This is a genomic window from Flavobacterium sp. Arc2, from assembly GCF_041431385.1.
Classification (GTDB): Bacteria; Bacteroidota; Bacteroidia; order Flavobacteriales; family Flavobacteriaceae; genus Flavobacterium.
On sequence record NZ_JASMRH010000029.1, the window covers coordinates 1 to 17,004 of the forward strand.

12 protein-coding genes and 1 rRNA gene are annotated in these 17,004 nt (G+C 33.6%); 4 read left to right on the top strand and 9 right to left on the bottom strand.

Going from position 1 to position 17,004, the window contains the following annotated elements:
* The first annotated feature begins 257 nt into the window (after positions 1 to 257).
* Together rrf and pafA are read left to right on the top strand one after the other, a co-directional pair.
* Positions 258 to 367, top strand: a 5S ribosomal RNA gene (gene rrf, locus QO182_RS16680).
* 289 nt (positions 368 to 656) lie between these two features.
* On the top strand, positions 657 to 2,273 hold the full coding sequence (pafA, locus tag QO182_RS16685) for an alkaline phosphatase PafA (RefSeq protein WP_371562922.1): 1,617 nt from the start codon (positions 657 to 659) through the stop codon (positions 2,271 to 2,273).
* 68 nt (positions 2,274 to 2,341) lie between these two features.
* Here pafA and lysA read toward each other — a convergent pair whose 3' ends face one another.
* The 3 genes from lysA to gltB form a co-directional block, all read right to left on the bottom strand.
* The gene (gene lysA, locus QO182_RS16690) at positions 2,342 to 3,562 is read right to left on the bottom strand and encodes a diaminopimelate decarboxylase (RefSeq protein ID WP_371562924.1); all 1,221 of its coding nucleotides are present in this window, start codon (positions 3,560 to 3,562) and stop codon (positions 2,342 to 2,344) included.
* Between the two features lie 304 nt (positions 3,563 to 3,866).
* Positions 3,867 to 5,321 carry a glutamate synthase subunit beta gene (locus tag QO182_RS16695; protein WP_371535995.1) on the bottom strand — a complete coding sequence of 485 codons (1,455 nt, stop codon included), beginning with the start codon at positions 5,319 to 5,321 and terminating at the stop codon, positions 3,867 to 3,869.
* A 2-nt stretch (positions 5,322 to 5,323) separates the two neighbouring features.
* On the bottom strand, positions 5,324 to 9,838 hold the full coding sequence (gene gltB, locus QO182_RS16700) for a glutamate synthase large subunit (RefSeq protein WP_371562926.1): 4,515 nt from the start codon (positions 9,836 to 9,838) through the stop codon (positions 5,324 to 5,326).
* Between the two features lie 429 nt (positions 9,839 to 10,267).
* On the opposite strand from gltB, the gene sucC reads away from it, so the two are divergent.
* A complete protein-coding gene (gene sucC / locus QO182_RS16705) occupies positions 10,268 to 11,461 on the top strand; it encodes an ADP-forming succinate--CoA ligase subunit beta (RefSeq protein ID WP_371536001.1) in 1,194 nt (397 codons plus the stop codon).
* Between the two features lie 63 nt (positions 11,462 to 11,524).
* Here sucC and QO182_RS16710 read toward each other — a convergent pair whose 3' ends face one another.
* The 6 genes from QO182_RS16710 to QO182_RS16735 form a co-directional block, all read right to left on the bottom strand.
* A complete protein-coding gene (locus tag QO182_RS16710; RefSeq protein ID WP_371562928.1) occupies positions 11,525 to 12,046 on the bottom strand; it encodes a hypothetical protein in 522 nt (173 codons plus the stop codon).
* Between the two features lie 84 nt (positions 12,047 to 12,130).
* Positions 12,131 to 12,787: an NAD(P)H-binding protein gene (locus QO182_RS16715; RefSeq protein ID WP_371536006.1), complete on the bottom strand. Its 657-nt coding sequence runs from the start codon at positions 12,785 to 12,787 to the stop codon at positions 12,131 to 12,133.
* 7 nt (positions 12,788 to 12,794) lie between these two features.
* Positions 12,795 to 13,259 carry a DUF1456 family protein gene (locus QO182_RS16720; RefSeq protein ID WP_074723960.1) on the bottom strand — a complete coding sequence of 155 codons (465 nt, stop codon included), beginning with the start codon at positions 13,257 to 13,259 and terminating at the stop codon, positions 12,795 to 12,797.
* A 58-nt stretch (positions 13,260 to 13,317) separates the two neighbouring features.
* Positions 13,318 to 14,349: an aminotransferase class I/II-fold pyridoxal phosphate-dependent enzyme gene (locus QO182_RS16725; protein ID WP_371562930.1), complete on the bottom strand. Its 1,032-nt coding sequence runs from the start codon at positions 14,347 to 14,349 to the stop codon at positions 13,318 to 13,320.
* A gap of 5 nt (positions 14,350 to 14,354) precedes the next feature.
* Positions 14,355 to 15,365, bottom strand: coding sequence for a dipeptide epimerase (locus QO182_RS16730; RefSeq protein WP_371562931.1), 1,011 nt, complete (start codon positions 15,363 to 15,365; stop codon positions 14,355 to 14,357).
* A 68-nt stretch (positions 15,366 to 15,433) separates the two neighbouring features.
* Positions 15,434 to 16,237, bottom strand: coding sequence for an alpha/beta hydrolase (locus tag QO182_RS16735; RefSeq protein ID WP_371536014.1), 804 nt, complete (start codon positions 16,235 to 16,237; stop codon positions 15,434 to 15,436).
* Between the two features lie 371 nt (positions 16,238 to 16,608).
* On the opposite strand from QO182_RS16735, the gene QO182_RS16740 reads away from it, so the two are divergent.
* Positions 16,609 to 16,923, top strand: a complete 315-nt coding sequence (locus tag QO182_RS16740) for a hypothetical protein (protein WP_371536017.1) — start codon at positions 16,609 to 16,611, stop codon at positions 16,921 to 16,923.
* Positions 16,924 to 17,004 lie beyond the last annotated feature (81 nt).

The following is a 17,004-nucleotide window of genomic DNA, read 5'->3' on the forward strand; positions in this document are numbered from 1 at the left end:
GATAGGCTATAGATGTAAAGGCAGTAATGTCATAGTCGAGTAGTACTAATAACCCGTAAGCTTATGTACACTTTTCCTCCCGAGCAATCGGGAGGGAGAAACTTTCTTAATACTGAACTAGTTTCAGTATCTTTTTAATGGTTCCTGAAATAAATTCAGGATAAATCTTTATCTCAGTATGTTAAGATATTATGTAATTGCTAGTTATCATATGATAAGTATCATTACAATAATTGCCCAAAGCAATTGTAACCTCTTAAGGTGGTTATTGCGGCGGGGCTCACCTCTTCCCATCCCGAACAGAGTAGTTAAGCCCGCCTGCGCAGATGGTACTGCAGTTATGTGGGAGAGTATGTCGTCGCCTTTCTTTACCCTGAATTTATTTCAGGGTCTTTAAAAACCCTGTTCTAACGAACGGGGTTTTTTGTTTTTAATTGGATCGACGGGTTCGCTAAGCTCGGATCAAGCGCAAAAGTTGGGATCAAGTCGAAAACCTGTGGAGCGATAAAAATTAGGCATAAATATTAGTTAGCCTAAAAAGAAAGTAAATCTTTAATTTAATGTTAAATCAATTTAGTTGTTCGTCATTATTACCATAGATGTAAATCAGTTTGTTGTTTAATGCTTATTTTTGTATTCAAAAAATAAATTTAAAGATGAAAAAACTAATTTTGTTTTTGGCTGTTATTATCATGTCAAATTTACAAGCACAAGAGCGACCTAAACTGGTTGTTGGTATCGTTGTTGATCAAATGAAAATGGAATACTTGTATCGTTTTTCAGATGATTTTTCGCCTAACGGATTTAAAAGATTAATGGGTAATGGGTACACGTTTCAAAACATGCATTTTAATTATATGCCAACGTATACTGCTCCCGGACATGCGTCTATTTATACAGGAACTACACCTGCAACTCATGGAATTGTAAGCAATGAATGGTTTAGTAGAAAGTTAGGTAAAGAAATGTACTGTACCGATGATACAAGCGTAAGCACTGTGGGAGACGGAACAAAAGAAGAAGGTGAAATGTCTCCTAAAAATTTGCTGACCACGACTATTACAGACGAATTGAGAATGGGCACTAACTTTAAAGGAAAGGTAATCGGTTTGAGTCTTAAGGATCGCGGCGCCATTTTGCCTGCAGGTCATTTTGCAAATTGGGCTTTTTGGTATAGCAAAACGGGTTCTTTTATTTCTAGTTCTTTTTATGGTGAAAAACTACCGGATTGGGTTCAGAAATTTAATGATGAAAAGCATTATATGCCATACATCAATAAAGGATGGGATTTATTAAAACCGAAAGCAACTTATGATGAAAGTTTAGAGGATAATAATCCATATGAGGGTAAGTTATATAATAGTACTTCTCCAGTTTTTCCTTATGATTTAAAGGATATGTATGCTAAGAATGATGCTGGTGTATTACGTTCTACTCCGTTTGGTAATAATCTATTAGCTGAATTTGCGATGAAAGCAATAGAAAAAGAAGAATTGGGGAAAGATAATATCACTGATTTTTTAACGGTTAGTTTTTCTTCTACGGATTATGTAGGTCATTTATTAGGGCCAAGGTCTATGGAATTACAAGATACTTACTTGCGATTAGATCAAACAATTGCTGATTTCTTAAATTATTTAGACAAGACAGTAGGAAAAGACAATTACTTATTGTTTTTGACTGCGGATCATGCTGGTGCAGAAAACGTAAATTACTTAAAAGATCATAAGTATAATGTAAATAGCGTTAGTCCAAAAGACATTAGGAATAATTTAAAGGATTTTTCTATCAAAACTTTTGGAGCTGATTTAGTTTTGAATTACTCTAGTTTTAATTTATTTTTTAATAAAGAAACTATAAAAGCAAAAAACCTGGATTTGAATGTAGTTAAAGAGGCTTTTAAAGGGTATTTAATGACTCAAGATTATGTAAAAAGAGTTTATACTGAAGAAGAAATTTTACATTCAACAGGAAATGATTACTATTTGAACTTTATTGCTAAAGGATATGATGTTACTCAAAATGGTGATTTAATAATTCTTGATAAGCCTGGATATATTGAATATCAAGGTACGGGAACTTCTCATGGAACGACTTATACTTATGATACGCACGTTCCGGCAATTTTTTACGGATGGCATATTAAAAAAGGAGAGTCTTTTAATAAAAAGGAGATTACTCAAATTGCTCCTACTATCGCTCAGAAAATAAAAATTTCTTTTCCTAATGGTACTGAAGCAAACGTTCTGGAAGAAGTTTTAGGTGATAAGTAAAATAAAACAGCTTTAGAATAATAAAAAAATCCCATCTCTGTAAATATTGAGATGGGATTTTTATTTTGTTATGCTTTTGTAGCTTCTATCGGTAATGGAATTTGATTTTTAAGTAGATCTTCAAACGTCTCATGTGCTCGTATTAAATGACCTTTTCCATTCATCCATAATACTTCAGCAGGTCTGTATCTTGAGTTGTAATTGGAGGCCATAGAGTAGCAATAGGCACCAGCATTTCTAAAGCTTAGTATATCTCCTTCTTTAATTTCTGATATTCTTCTGTTATTTGCAAAAGTATCTGTTTCACAAATGTATCCTACCACTGAGTAGAAACGCTCTTTTCCTTTAGGATTTGAGATATTGTCAATATGATGTTGTGAACCATATAACATTGGACGAATTAAATGGTTGAAACCACTATCAACTCCTGCAAAAACAGTAGAAGTAGTTTGTTTGATTACATTAACTTTTACTAAAAAAGATCCTGCTTCACTCACTAAGAATTTGCCTGGTTCGAATATTAAAGTTAAATCTTTACCGTATTCAACGCAGAACGCGTTGAATCTTTTTGATAGTTTTTTACCTAACTCTTCAATATCGGTTTCGATATCGTCTTTTTTGTATGGTACTTTAAATCCACTTCCGAAATCTAGGAATTCAAGATTTTTAAAGTTTTTTGCAGCATCAAATAAAATTTCGGCAGCATATAAAAACACTTCGATATCTAATATGTCTGAACCTGTATGCATGTGGATACCTACGATGTTCATTTTTGTGTTTTCAACAATTCGAACTAAATGAGGCAATTGGTGGATTGATATTCCAAATTTACTATCAATATGTCCAACAGAAATGTTAGTGTTTCCACCTGCCATTACATGAGGATTGATACGTATACAAACTGGAACGGTAGGATGTTTTGTTCCAAATTGTTCTAATATAGATAAATTATCAATATTGATTTGTACTCCCATGGCATGTACTTCTTCAATTTCTTCCAGAGATACTCCGTTTGGTGTATAAAATATTTTTTCTGGATCATATCCTGCATGAAGTCCTAATTGAACTTCTTGTATAGATACTGTATCAAGACCTGATCCCATTTCTTTTAATAGCTGAAGTATGGCAACGTTAGACAATGCTTTCATTGCATAATTGATACGCAACTTCTCTACCTTAGAAAATGCCTTTGTTAATCTATTGTATTGAGATTTTATTTTTTCGGCATCGTAAACATATATTGGACTTCCAAATTGTTCGGCCAATTGAAGTAGGTCTTTTGATTGCATCGTTATTATTTTTTAGCAAATTTATTATTCTTTATTGATATGACAAGGGAATATTTAATTTTTAACAATTTGTAACAAAAAGTTATAAATTAAACAAATGCATATGTTTTTAGTAGTGTTGTTCTTTTTTGGGTGAGGGATAGAAGCGAATAGCCCGCAGATGCTGAAGCTTTTGCGAAAGCGACGAGGACTTGTAGCGGATAGCCCGACCAAGCTGGAACGATAGTGTATGCGTGGTCAGCCCCAAATTAAAATGGCTGTCGGAAAAATTATTCTGACAGCCATTTTTCAGTATTATTATGATTTATAAGGCTGGTAAGTCTCCATTTCCCTTCGTAGGTAGATTAGTATAACCCATTAAATAATTATCGACTTCTCTCGCTGCTTCACGACCTTCAGATATTGCCCAAACAATTAAAGATTGTCCTCTTCTCATATCACCAGCGGTGAAAATGTGTGGTACATTTGTTTGATAATTACTCGCTTTATAGTTGCTTCGCATGTCTGTTTCTAAACCTAACTGATTGCTTAATGTTTTTTCAGGGCCAGTAAAACCAAGAGCCAATAACGCTAAATCACAAGGCCATATTTTCTCAGAACCTTCTTTTTCAATTAATTCAGGTCGTTGTCCTGGTGTCATTTTCCAAGCTACTTCTACAGTTTTTAATCCTACAAGTTGTCCTTTTTCATCAGCAATAAATTCTTTAGTATTGATTAACCAATTTCTATTACAACCTTCCTCGTGCGAAGAAGAGGTCTTTAATTGTAAAGGCCAATACGGCCAAGGTGTAGTTTCGCTTCTTCCAACAGGGGGTTTAGGCATGATTTCAAAATTGGTAACCGATTTAGCTCCCTGTCTGTTTGAAGTTCCTACACAGTCTGAACCCGTATCTCCACCACCGATTACAATTACATCTTTCCCAGTAGCTTTGATTTGGTTAGGGATTTCCTCTCCATAAACTACTTTAGTTTGCTGAGTTAAAAAATCCATTGCTTGAACAACTCCATTTGTTTCAATTCCTTTTGTTGGTAAGCTTCTTCTTTCGGTAGCGCCACCACATAATACAATTGAATCGAATTGATTTAATTCTTCTATACTATAGTTTACACCAACATTTACATTAGTTTTAAAAACAATTCCTTCGGCTTCTAGTATTAATACGCGTCGGTCAATAATTCCTTTTTCTAATTTAAAGTTGGGAATTCCATATCGCAATAATCCTCCGATAGCATTATCTCTTTCAAAAACTGTTACAGTATGACCTGCTCTGTTTAATTGTTGAGCAGCGGCTAATCCTGCAGGACCAGAACCTATTACAGCTACTGTTTTTCCTGTTCTTTGAGCAGGAATTTGTGGTTTGATCCATCCCTCTGCAAACCCTCTTTCTATTATGTTTTTTTCAATATTTTCGATTGCTACAGGCTCTTCGATAATACCTAGCACACATGATTTTTCACATGGAGCAGGGCATAAGCGACCTGTAAATTCTGGAAAGTTATTAGTTGATTGCAAAATTTCTAAAGCACTTTGCCATTCTTCTTGATGTACCATATCATTAAAGTCAGGAATTAAATTCCCTAATGGACAAGCGCTATGGCAAAATGGAATTCCACAGTCCATACATCTTGATCCTTGTTCTTTAATTTTATCTTTTGCTAAAGGAATGGTAAACTCATTATAATTTGAGACACGTTCCTTTACTTCTACATTACTTTCGTCAGTTCTATTGTATTCTTTAAATCCACCTATCTTTCCCATGACTATGCTATTAGTTCTTCAATTTTCTTTTCTTCTGCTAATCGTTGTAATGCTATTTTATAATCTTTAGGCATTACTTTGATGAAATGTTTCTGTTGGTTTTCCCAATCTTCCAATATTCTTGTTGCCAATGGACTGTTGGTGTACATTGCGTGATTTTTGATTAAACGTCTAAGTTTTTTCAAGTCATCGTCTTCCAATGTTTCTAAAGCAACCATTTCCATATTACACAATCCATTTTCGAATTGTTTTTTCTCATCAAAAACGTAAGCAACACCACCACTCATTCCAGCAGCAAAATTTCTTCCTGTTTTACCTAATACCACTACAATACCTCCGGTCATATATTCACATCCGTGATCTCCAATTCCTTCTACAACTGCTGTTGCTCCAGAATTTCTTACCCCAAAACGTTCTCCAGCCATACCGTTAATGTATGCTTCACCAGTTATGGCACCATATAATGCTACGTTACCGATAATTATGTTTTCTTCTGGTTTAAACGTTGCAGTAGGAGGGACTTTAATAATTAATTTTCCTCCTGATAGTCCTTTTCCTAAATAGTCATTACAATTTCCATGAATTTTAAATGATAATCCATTAGTGGCAAAAGCACCAAAACTTTGTCCGGCAGAACCTTCAAAATCAACTAGGATAGTATCTTCTGGTAATCCTTGGGCACCATATATTTTGGAGATCTCATTACTTAAAATAGCACCTACAGAACGGTCTGTATTTTTAATTTTAAAGTTTACTCTTGTTTTCTCTTTTCTATAAATAGAAGGAATTGCTTCTTTTATGATTGCAAAATCAAGTACATTTTCTAATGCATGGTCTTGAGTTGTTGTATTGTGATTCGGTACTGTTTTTGCTTTTTCAGGCTTGTACAAAATAGTAGATAAATCTAAACCACTTGCTTTATAATGCTTAATGGCTTTGTTTACATTCAGTTTTTGTGATTGTCCTACCATTTCTTTTAAAGTTCTAAAGCCTAACTGAGCCATGATTTCTCTTAGTTCTTCAGCAATAAAATACATGAAGTTAATGATGTGCTCTGGAGTTCCTTTGAAATTTTTTCTTAACTCAGGATCTTGAGTAGCAATACCAACTGGACATGTGTTTAAATGACAAGCTCTCATCATGATACAACCTGAAGCTACTAAGGGTGCAGTGGCAAAACCAAATTCTTCTGCCCCTAGTAAAGCTGCAATTGCAACATCACGTCCTGTTTTTAATTGTCCGTCACATTCTAATACTACGCGACTTCTTAAATCATTTAGTATTAAAGTTTGTTGTGCTTCGGCAAGTCCAAGTTCCCAAGGAATACCTGTATGTTGTAATGAAGTTAATGGTGCTGCACCAGTTCCTCCATCATAACCTGAAATCAAAATCACATCTGCTTTTGCTTTAGCAACACCAGCAGCAATTGTTCCAACACCTACTTCAGAAACTAACTTAACATTTACGCGGGCTTCACGATTGGCATTTTTTAAATCAAATATTAATTGTGATAAATCCTCAATAGAGTAAATATCGTGATGTGGAGGCGGAGAAATTAGTCCAACATAGGGAGTTGAATTTCTAACTTTTGCAATCCACGGCACTACTTTTTCACCAGGTAGTTGTCCACCTTCTCCTGGTTTAGCGCCTTGAGCCATTTTAATCTGAATCTCTTTAGCACTTGTCAAATAATTGATAGATACACCAAAACGTCCAGAGGCAACTTGCTTAATCGCACTATTTTTTGAATCTCCATTTAATTCTTTTTGGAAACGTTTAGGATCTTCTCCTCCTTCTCCAGAATTACTTTTTCCACCGATTCTATTCATGGCAATTGCCAAGTTTTCATGTGCTTCCTGGCTAATTGATCCGTAAGACATGGCACCAGTTTTGAATTTTTTTACAATTTCTGTCCAAGGCTCCACTTCGTCAATTGAGATAGGGTCCAAGTTGTTGAATTCAAATAACCCTCTGATTGTCATTAGGTTCTTACTTTGGTCGTTGACCATAGTTGAGTATTCTTTATAACTTTCTGGACTGTTCAAACGTACTGCCTGTTGCAATTTAGCAATAGTAGTAGGGTTAAACATGTGTTTCTCACCAGTTCTTCTCCATCTGTAAATACCTCCAATTTCTAGAGATAATAAGCTGGCAACTGTCGAATTAGGAAATGCTTTTTGATATCTTTTCTTAACCTCTTTTTCAATTTCCATCAAACCGATTCCTTCGATTCTAGAAGGGGTATATGGAAAATATTTAGAAGTAAAAGTTTTGTTTAGACCTAAAATTTCAAAAATTTGAGCAGCTCGATACGAATGTAAAGTAGAGATGCCAATTTTATTCATAATTTTCAGAATCCCTTTTGCGATAGCTTTATTGTAATTTGCAATTGCATAATCTGGTTCTATTCCTGTGATGAAACCTTTATCCACTTGATCACGAATAATTTCGTTTACCAAATAGGGGTTGATTGCACTTGCGCCATATCCAAATAATAAGGCAAAATGATGTGGTTCGCGTGGTTCTGCAGACTCAATAATGATTCCGAATTTAGAACGAACTTTTAGGATATTCATCGAATGATGAATGTAAGAACAAGCTAATAGCATTGGTATTGGTGCCATTTTTTCACTAACACCTCTATCAGAAAGTATTATGATATTGTGTCCTTCTTGCACTGCCTTATAGGTTGCTTGAACACATTTTTCTAATGCACGCTCTAGTCCATTTGCTCCTTTTTCTATTTCATATAAGGTAGAAATGGTTTTAGACTTGAAATCTGGGTGATTGATATTTCTTATTTTATCAAGATCTTCTTTTGAAATAACCGGATTTTGAATTTTTAACTTCTTACAATGTTTTTGGTCAATATCAAATATATTGTAGTCTCCACCTATTGCCAAACTAACGTCTGTAATAATTTCTTCACGAATCCCATCCAACGGTGGATTAGTAACCTGAGCAAATAATTGTTTGAAATAATTATATAAAAGCTGTGGTCTATCTGATAATACGGCTAATGGAGTATCGTTACCCATTGAACTGATAACTTCAGTCCCTTTAGTTCCCATTGGGATTATTATTGTCTTTAAATCCTCAATAGTATATCCAAACAAACGTAATCTTGTTTCGTAATCTATATTTTCGGTAGGCGTACTATTATTAGTATAAGGTACTTGAGCTAAATGCAATAAATTGTCATCTAACCATTTTCTATAAGGGCGTTTAGTTACAATAGCATTTTTGATTTCATCATCTTCAATGATTCGACCTTCATTCATATCAACTAAGAACATTTTTCCTGGCTCTAATCGCCCATGTTGCACTACGTCTTCTGGTTTTATATCCAGAACACCTATTTCAGATGCCATGATTACAAAACCATCTTTTGTAAGTGTGTAACGAGAAGGTCGCAAACCATTTCTATCAAGAAGGGCACCTATCACATTACCATCCGTAAACGGAATAGAAGCAGGACCATCCCAAGGTTCCATAATACAAGAGTTATACTCGTAAAATGCTTTTTTGTCATCAGACATGGTTTGATGTTTTTCCCAAGCTTCAGGAACAACCATCATCATAACTTCTGGTAATGAACGTCCTGTCATTAATAACAGTTCAATAACCATATCCATAGAAGCCGAATCTGATTTTCCGTCTAATATTATGGGGAACAATTTTTTGATATCATCTCCAAATACATCACTTTTCATCAATTCTTCACGGGCACGCATTCTGCTTACATTTCCACGAAGAGTATTAATCTCTCCATTGTGACACATATATCTAAATGGTTGTGCTAATTCCCAAGAAGGAAATGTATTAGTAGAGAATCGTTGGTGAACTAATGCTAGTCGAGTCACTAAATCATCATCGGTTAAATCAGTATAGTATCTGCTGATGTCTTCTGGCATCAATAGCCCTTTGTATATTATTGTAGTAGTAGATAGACTAGAGAAATAAAACATATGACTTTCTGAAATCTTAGAATTCAGTATAGCGTGTTCTGCTATTTTTCTAGCTGCAAATAATTTGGCATTGAATTGTTGTTCGGTTAGTTCCAATCCATTCTTGCCAATAAATATTTGTTTTACTGTTGGTTCTTTTTCGGCTGCAATTTGTCCAAGATTAGATACATCTACAGGAACATCTCTCCATCCGATAATATTCAAATTTTGATTGCGAATAGCTATTTCAAAAGTAGATTTGCAAAAATCAACTTGGTTTTTCTTTTTTGGTAAGAAAACCATTCCCACTGCATATTCTCTCGTTTCTGGAATAGTGAAGTCACATACTTTTTTAAAAAAATCATGAGGAATATCAAAAAGAATTCCTGCTCCATCTCCAGTTCGTCCATCTGCACTCACTGCACCACGATGCTCTAATTTTATTAAGATATCGAGTGCTTTATGAATAATGTCATTAGATTTAATTCCGTTTAAATTACAAATAAATCCTGCGCCACAGTTGTCATGTTCAAATTCAGGCAAGTAAAGGCCTTGTTCTTTAATTTTCATGCTTTATAATTTTTTTTATACAAAAATAGAGTTTTCATTAAATATAATGTAGAGAATGTGTTTAAAACGGGTTATTTTTGCAGTAAAATTATAATAACGTTTAATAAATGATAATAATCATATTTAAGCGTATGTGAATTACAAAATCGGCAACCTGATTTAGTTTTAAAGACGATTTATCGTGATATATAATGGATGTTACCAAATTTACGCATTAAATTTCAAACGATATAGTGACTTTTGCTGCAATGTTTTAACAGACTTGTACTTTTATTAAAATTTAAATTTCTGTGTTATTTTGAAATTATTGTTTAAGTCGTAATATAAGAAATTTAAATAGGTAAAAGATTTTTCTGTTAAGATGAATTTTGCTATTTTTGTGCCACTTATATTCTGAAATAAATTCAGGATCCAGACAAATTCTATATTATGAACATACACGAATATCAAGGAAAAGAGATTTTAGCTAGTTACGGAGTTCGCATTCAGCGCGGTATCGTTGCTAATAATGCAGTTGAAGCTGTTGCTGCTGCAAAACAATTAACTACTGAAACAGGAACAAGTTGGTATGTAATCAAAGCACAAGTTCATGCAGGTGGACGTGGAAAAGGTGGGGGAGTAAAACTTGCCAAAAATTTACAACAAGTAGAAGAAGTTGCAGAACAAATTATTGGAATGCAATTGGTTACACCTCAAACTTCTGCAGAAGGTAAAAAAGTACACAAGGTTTTAGTTGCTGAAGATGTTTATTATCCTGGTGAAACTGAAACTTCAGAATTTTACGTATCTGTTTTATTGAATAGAGCGACAGGTCGTAATATGATCATGTATTCTACTGAAGGTGGAATGGATATTGAAGAAGTAGCAGAGCATACTCCAGATTTAATTTTTACTGAAGAAGTTGATCCTTCTGTTGGACTTCAAGGTTTTCAAGCAAGAAGAATTGCTTTTAACTTAGGTCTTTCTGGAAATGCTTTTAAAGAAATGGTGAAATTCATCGATGCTTTATATAAAGCATATATTGGTTCTGATGCATCAATGTTTGAAATCAACCCAGTTTTAAAAACATCTGACAATAAAATTTTAGCTGTAGATGCTAAAGTTAATATTGACGATAATGCTTTGTACAGACAAAAAGCTTATGCTGAAATGCGTGATATTCTTGAAGAGAATCCAATCGAAGTAGAAGCAAAAGAAGTAGGATTAAACTATGTAGATCTTGACGGTTCAGTTGGATGTATGGTTAACGGAGCTGGATTAGCAATGGCAACTATGGATTTAATTAAATATGCCGGTTTTGAGCCTGCAAACTTCCTTGACGTAGGTGGAACTGCAGATGCAAAACGTGTTGAAACTGCTTTCCGTATTATCTTAAAAGATCCAAACGTAAAAGCAATCTTGATTAATATTTTTGGTGGAATTGTTCGTTGTGACCGTGTGGCACAAGGAGTTGTTGATGCTTACAAAAATATGGGAGATGCTATTAAAGTGCCAATCATTGTTCGTTTACAAGGTACTAACGCAGCAATTGCAAAAGAATTAATTGATAATTCAGGAATGCCAATTTTATCGGCTGTTGAATTCCAAGAAGCAGCTGACCAAGTAAAAGCAGCTCTTTCTTAATTAGAAAATTAGTTAGATATAAAAAAATCCTGAGTGAAAGCTCAGGATTTTTTCTTTTTAAATCTATTTCGAGCCAATTGCATTATAGCCTCTTAATAGAATCTTATTTTCGTTGTCTAAATTTTCTTTGGTTTTCCCCAAGATATTAATGATATCAAATTGGGTTGGACTATTTCTAAAATTATAAAACTCGTTTGAATTGGTGATTTCAACTTTTAAAATATAGTTTTTATCTATTTTAAACGTTTCGTTATTTTCTTTAATAAAGGCTCCATTTACCATATAAATCACATCGTTACTTTTGATTTTGGTAAATTCAGATTTAACTTGCTCTAAACTTATAAAAGTATATTTTTTTGGATTTTTGGAAGTAATATGAATCTGTCCAACATAATGGTTGCTATCAATTATTGTATCATTTTTAATAATATTTATAGACTCTATTCCGTTAGGATCGATGTATTTCATTGATTCAGCAGAAATAAAAGTTGAATCAAGAAACATTGCAGCTTCTTTAGTTTTATTATTTTGTCCAAAAAATAGTGTCGTAATGAATAGTAATAAAAGAGTGAGTAGTGGTTTCATATTTAGGCAGCTATAATATTTCACAATAAATTAAATGTACAAAAAAATCCTATCTGCCATGGCAAATAGGATTTTTTGTTTTTATTAGTTTCCGATTTGTTGGAGTTCATCGGATTCATATATGTCAAAACCTTTTTTATTTTTTTGTGCAATTCTAAAAAGGGCTTTTGCTACGGTTTCACTTTCTATGGGTTTGTATTTTTTTAGTCCTCCAATAAATATAAAGGAAAATAGTTTCATAAAAATGCCGCCTATTTTTTCTCCCATCCTAAATTCCTTCCGGTCTCCTAGAAGTAACGAAGGTCTCATGATGGATACACTTTCAAAACTTGATTGTTTCAAGAATTCTTCTAGTTCTCCTTTAGTCTTCAAATAAAAATTCCCAGAAGCTTTATCTGCACCAAGGGATGAAATAGTTAGAAATTGCTTTACATCATTTTTTAATGCAAAAGTTGCAAAATGCTGAGGATATTTAAAGTCTACTTTTCTGAAAGCCTCTTTACTACCTGCTTTTTTTATAGTGGTACCAATGGTACAGAAAAAATCATCACCAACAACTAAATTTTGATAGGTCTCCGGTTTATCAAAGTCTATAATATGTTGTGTTAATTTGGGATGTGTTTTTCCAGTATCTCTTTTTACAAAAGCGATTACTTTATCGTAGGCTGGACTTTCTAAAAGAATATCCAATAATTGTGAACCAATTAAGCCTGTGCTACCAATAATTAATGCAGTTTTCAAAGGCGAGTTATTTTTTATTTTTTCCGAAATTGTATTTCACTTTTTCTACTACTTGAGTTTTTGAATTTCCTTTAGGGTAATCTTTCTTAGACGGTTTTTTTGTCGCAGATTTTGTTTTTGAAGGAGCTTCATCACCTCTTGACTTTTCTTGATCTTTTGGTTTTGCTTTAAATTCAGGTCTGTCTTTAGATCCTTCTTTTGCAGGTATTTGTGCTTTATGTTTTGCTAAAACGTCATTAGGGTTTTTAGGATTTTCTTTTGTTCCACGCAAGTGGATAACTAAAGCATTTAAGAAATTGCGTAACACTTGGTCACCACATTCCATATAATTTTCATGTTTTTCATCACGAAAAAAAGCACCTAATTCTGATTTAGTAATTCGAAAGTCTACTAATTCCAATATTTCAACTATTTGATCATCACGCAACATTAAGGCAACGCGTAGCTTTTTGAAGATATCGTTATTTGTCATCATATTCTATATTTTTTACAAAGGTACGTTTAAAAAGTAAGTGGTTGTAATTTTAGGTTCAGAATTGGTGTTGGTTCAGAATAGTAATTATTTTGTTTAAATCATCTTCTGTATGATTTGCGGTAAATATAATTCTGTTCAAATCTTTACCGCCGGTAGGATATTTAAAATTAGTAACGATTATATTATTAGCATTGAAGAGTTCGTTTACTCCTTCTATTTCTGGATAGATAACAGGATATTCAGGATTAAATGCAAACGCTTCATTTTTTACCAGATGTTTGTCAATGTAGTTAAGATTATTTTTTAACTTCATATGTTGGCTCTTGTAGATCGTCTCCGCTTCTCCCAATGCTTCAATTAGTGCTGGGCTCATTCCTGCACTTGAAACAAAAGAGGGATTATTCATTATTTGATTAATGAAGGATTGATCAGATGCAATTACACCGCCAGTAACTCCCATTGCTTTTCCCAGTGAAGCAACCATAATTTTTCGTTTGATGTTTTTAAAATCAATAGAGGAAATAATTCCGCATCCGTTATTTCCTAAAACACCTAAAGAATGAGATTCATCAACAACCAAAGTGATTTCCTTGTTAGCTGCAATTAAATCTATAGCGGCTAAATCAACTGCTTTTATCTGAAAGCTGGCAACTGCATCAGTTAAAATTGTTATCCTTTCGTTTTTACTGTCTAGTAAGCGGGGATTTAATTCGTTTTCGATAAAAAACGGTACGCTGTTGGCTACTTTTAGAGCTGTGTGAGTATTTGGAAAGTGAAAGTAAACATCTGTATGAGGGGTAAGCTCTTCTATTACTAATTTTGCGGCAAGCATTCCTGAGGAAACAGTAACTGTAGCTTCGGCATTAATATAGTTTTTTAGAAAATCTTCTCCTTTTTCGTATGCTGTAAGTTGGATGTTAGAATTTCTGGAACTTCCGTAAGCAGAGCCCCAGCGTAGTATGTTTTTAACAATGAGCTGCTGAAATTCTGGGTTGGCAGGCATTCCTAGGTAGGCTGTTCCGCCAAAATATAAATAACTTTCCTTCTCAAACTCAATTATTCTGTCTGGAAATTGATTGATTTTCATTTTAATTATTTTAAAACAACTCCAGTACCATTTCCTTCAGCATAAATAATTTTTCCATTTTTTATGGTGACGCCATTTGCTATATCTTCTGCCAGAAGTAGTGCGCCGTCCATATCAACATAATCTAACTGTGGAAGCAATTGAGCAATGGCTGAAATACCTACTGAGGACTCAGTCATGCATCCTACCATTGTTTTTAAACCCAGTTGCTTTGCTTCTTGAATCATGCGTCTGGCTGGAGTTAGACCGCCACATTTTACTAATTTGATATTTACTCCATGAAAATGGTTATGACATTTAGCAACATCTTCTTCAATAATACAACTTTCATCGGCTATTATTGGTAGAACAGAATGTTTGAAAACTTCCTTATGTCCTTCCCAGTTGTCAGCTTTCATAGGTTGTTCCAAGAATTCGACACCAAGTTTCTTTAAGGCGATTGCATTGTTGATTGTCTCCTCAACTCCCCAGCCGCAGTTAGCATCAATTCTAAAAATGGCATCAGTATGTTTTCGAAGTTCAGTTACAATAGCAAGGTCTTCTTGGGTTCCTAATTTAATTTTATAAATTGGCCACGGCAGTTCCTTCATTTTAGAAACCATTTTTTCTATCGACGCAATCCCGATAGTATAATCTGTTAATGGGTTATTCTCTGTAGTATAGTTCCAATATTCATATAATTTTTTTCCTTTTTTCCGTGCATACAAATCATTGTAGGCCATGTCTAAAGCGCATAGAGCAAACATATCCTCTTTTAAGTAAGGATACATTTTGTCCCAAAAATTTTCGGGGGTTTCACCATCGCTTGATTCGATAATACTGCGAATTTTGTTTAAATCTGCCGTCATTACTGGCACTGTAGTGTTGTAATACGGATTTGAAGTTGCTTCACCAAAACCGGAAAAATCTTCACTTTTTAATTCTACAATTAAAGAAGGCTGGAAATCGATTGATTCTCTTGAAATGGTAAACGTGTGTTTTAGTTTTAGGTCGTATGCTCTTATTATTAATTCCATAATTGATTGAAGCTGTAAAATTTTATATAAATCAGTAATAACTAGGTTTTGTAAATATAAGGAATAAGTTAATATCCCAACCATAGAATGGCCTCAGTAAATCCATCACGCCATAATTTTTCATTGTGTTGGCCTCCTTTTATAATTTTCTTTTCATTCAGATTTAAACAATAACACCGCTTTGTATTTAAGAGATATTCCATTTTATTCAATTCTGTGACCATATCTTCACTTTCTTTATCGCCACATAGAAAATAAATTTTGCTTTTTATTTTTTTTGTGTTTTCGGCGAAATCATATATTTTATCTGAAAACCAAAATGAAGGGCTAAAAACGGCCGCTTTTCCAAACACTTGTGGGTATTTCAAAATAGCGTAATAAGAAACTAATCCACCGAGGGAGCTTCCCATAATTAGAGTGTTTTTCTTTTCTGTCTTTGTCCTGTATTTTTGGTCAATTTGAGGTTTTAATGTTTTAACAATAAATTCAAGATAAGCATCGGCATTTCCTCCTCCATATTTTTCATTTTTAAAAGGCGTCAACTCTTCAATGCGTTTATCATTACCATGCTCGATACCTATAACGATGAGCTGTGCGTTGATACTGTCTAGCTTTTCGTCAACATTCCATTCGCCGGCATAGGAAGTTTTTGCATCAAATAAATTCTGCGCGTCGTGCATGTAAACAACAGAATATTTTTTTTTGGAGTTTTTATAATTCTTGGGAAGGTAAACCCAGATTTTTTTTGATGTGTGTAATTGAGGAGCTTCAATCATAAAGGTAGAAACTTGTTTTGAAGCAGTGCTTTCTTGAGCTATTGTGTTAGTTAGTGTAAAAAATAGTGCAAGAAGAAGGAAGAGTCGTTTGGTCATTAAGGTGATTTTTGATTTAGAAGTAATTTCGTAGCTAAAAATAGTGATTATTTTTATAATTTGATTTTGATTGCTATTTAAATCAGGAGTCTTTTATAAATATAGATGGCTAATTCTAAGAAATAAATTAGTCAATCTATAGAGCTTGATTTACTTGTTAGTTTGATTTAGTTCGAATACTATTTTTTAATCTATTGATTTTTATTTCTTTTTCGGTTTGCTAGTTTGATGTTTAAATAGTTGATATTGAATAGTTTGTTTTTTTATTCTGCAGTTTTTAGTTTGTTTTTGGAATTCTTACATTGCTCAGAATCATTAAGTGGCACAGTTATTGGCTTTAACCAAATAGCTAATAATTAAAATTTTGAAAAATGAAAAATATAAAACTACTCGCAATATTAGGAATTGCCTTTTTTGCCTCAAGTACAATAAATGCACAAGTTTCAGTGGGTGTAAATATTGGATTACCTTCAATAGTTCTATCGGGTCATTATGAGCGTGGATACGAACCACAAAGGCGGACTGTTGAATATCAGCAGGAGCGTGTCATTTACGTAGACAATAGAGATTATGATGAAGATAGATGGTATGATGAAAGAAGATGCGAAGAAAAAAAACATCATGGAAAATGGCATAAAGATAAAAAATATAAAGAAAGAGATCATGATGATAGGTATGATGATTAATTCCCCTTTCAAATAAATAGTAAAAAGAGAACTAATTTGGTTCTCTTTTTTTATTTGTTCGTTTCTCATCATTCGATTGTT

Excerpts from the sequence above, each read along its gene's own strand:
- QO182_RS16740 (WP_371536017.1), top strand. The coding sequence starts at position 16,609 with ATGAAAAATATAAAACTACTCGCAATATTAGGAATTGCCTTTTTTGCC.
- QO182_RS16725 (WP_371562930.1), bottom strand. The coding sequence starts at position 14,349 with ATGAAAATCAATCAATTTCCAGACAGAATAATTGAGTTTGAGAAGGAA.
- QO182_RS16735 (WP_371536014.1), bottom strand. The coding sequence starts at position 16,237 with ATGACCAAACGACTCTTCCTTCTTCTTGCACTATTTTTTACACTAACT.
- sucC (WP_371536001.1), top strand. The coding sequence starts at position 10,268 with ATGAACATACACGAATATCAAGGAAAAGAGATTTTAGCTAGTTACGGA.
- pafA (WP_371562922.1), top strand. The coding sequence starts at position 657 with ATGAAAAAACTAATTTTGTTTTTGGCTGTTATTATCATGTCAAATTTA.
- QO182_RS16710 (WP_371562928.1), bottom strand. The coding sequence starts at position 12,046 with ATGAAACCACTACTCACTCTTTTATTACTATTCATTACGACACTATTT.
- gltB (WP_371562926.1), bottom strand. The coding sequence starts at position 9,838 with ATGAAAATTAAAGAACAAGGCCTTTACTTGCCTGAATTTGAACATGAC.
- QO182_RS16730 (WP_371562931.1), bottom strand. The coding sequence starts at position 15,365 with ATGGAATTAATAATAAGAGCATACGACCTAAAACTAAAACACACGTTT.
- lysA (WP_371562924.1), bottom strand. The coding sequence starts at position 3,562 with ATGCAATCAAAAGACCTACTTCAATTGGCCGAACAATTTGGAAGTCCA.
- QO182_RS16720 (WP_074723960.1), bottom strand. The coding sequence starts at position 13,259 with ATGACAAATAACGATATCTTCAAAAAGCTACGCGTTGCCTTAATGTTG.
- QO182_RS16695 (WP_371535995.1), bottom strand. The coding sequence starts at position 5,321 with ATGGGAAAGATAGGTGGATTTAAAGAATACAATAGAACTGACGAAAGT.